Genomic DNA, 1,359 nt, shown 5'->3' with positions numbered 1-1,359 from the left:
ACCCCTTTTCCGGACGACTGAAGCGAAGCGGAAGGAGATCCGGAATCCAGCACGAAAAGCCGCGAAGCGTCTCATTGTCTGCGACGGTGCAACAGGTTGAGCCGCTTCGCGGCATTTCCTATGCTGGATCCCGGATCTCCTTCCGCTGACGCTTCTGTCGTCCGGGAAAGGGGGCGTGCGCCGATCCGGCACGCACATCTGCCGCCGTCGTGTCCCGTGGTCGTGTTCAGTCCCCTATCGCGTTCTGGCAAAACCTCGGTTTGGCCGACAATCGTCAGGCATGCGCCGGGCCCCCGCCGCCGAAATACGCCCGCTCCAATCGCTCGTGGAGATCGGGTGCGCCCGCCTCGGCGGCGAGCACGATCCGCCCCTGCGCGAGCGCATAGACCCGATCGGAGACGGCCCGCGCCTTCTCGACCAGCTGCTCGACCAGCAGCACCGCGGTGCCCTGCCGGCGCAGGCGAGAGACCACCTCCAGCACCCGGTCGACGAGCACCGGCGAGAGGCCGGCGGACGGCTCGTCGAGCATCAGGAGGCGGGGACGCTGCACCAGGCCTTGCGCCACCGCGAGCATCTGCTGCTGGCCCCCCGAGAGCGAGGCGCCCTTGTCGTGGCTCTTCGCGGCGATCTCGGGGAAGTGGGCCAGGGCCTCGTCGATCCGCGCCTCGCGCTCGGCCCGGGGCAGGTCGTAGGCGGCGAGCAGCAGGTTCTCGCGGACGCTCTGTCCGGTGAAGACGCGGTGGCCCTCGATGACGTGGGACAGCCCGGCCCGGACGGCGGCCCGGGGCCCGGCGCCGGAGAGCAGCGTATCTCCGAGCCGGACGCTGCCGGCCTGGACCGGCAGCAGGCCCGACAGCGCCCTCAGCAATGTCGACTTGCCGGCGCCGTTGGGGCCGAGGAGCGTCACGACCTCGCCCTCCCGCACCACGAGGTCGACGCCGTGGAGCACCCGGATCTTGCCGTAGCCCGCCTCCAGGCTCTGTACCTCGAGGAGCGGCGAAACCGTCGAATCAGGCGCCGAGATAGGCACTGACCACCTCCCTGTGGTTGCGGATGTCCGAGGGCGAGCCGGCGGCGAGCACCCGGCCGAGATTGAGCACCGTGATCTCGTCGCAGATCGCGAAGATCAGGTCGGCGTGATGCTCGACGAGGAGCACGCCGATCCCGGCATCCGCCACCGCCCGGATCAGGCCGCCGAGGCGCTGGATCTCCAGCGCCGAGAGGCCCGCCGCCGGCTCGTCGAGGAGCAGGAAGGCCGGGCGCAGCATCAGCGCGCGGGCGATCTCGAGGAAGCGCAGCTCGCTGTGCTGGAGCCGCCCGGCCCGGACCTCGTCGAGGCCGTCGAGCCCGACCGCCCGC

At 70.8% G+C, this 1,359-nt stretch carries 2 protein-coding genes; both read right to left on the bottom strand.

Features of this window, described 5'->3' with window-relative positions:
* Positions 1-274: 274 nt before the first annotated feature.
* Positions 275-1,030: an ABC transporter ATP-binding protein gene (locus QR78_RS31395; RefSeq protein ID WP_202972718.1), complete on the bottom strand. Its 756-nt coding sequence runs from the start codon at positions 1,028-1,030 to the stop codon at positions 275-277.
* On the bottom strand, positions 1,011-1,359 hold a 349-nt coding region (locus tag QR78_RS31390), incomplete at its 5' end, for an ABC transporter ATP-binding protein C-terminal domain-containing protein (RefSeq protein ID WP_048431562.1). The genes QR78_RS31395 and QR78_RS31390, both read right to left, overlap by 20 nt.

This window comes from Methylobacterium indicum (assembly GCF_001043895.1).
Classification (GTDB): domain Bacteria; phylum Pseudomonadota; class Alphaproteobacteria; order Rhizobiales; family Beijerinckiaceae; genus Methylobacterium; species Methylobacterium indicum.
The sequence above is the reverse complement of the archived record's forward strand: the minus strand, read 5'-3'. Positions and strand labels throughout refer to the sequence as shown.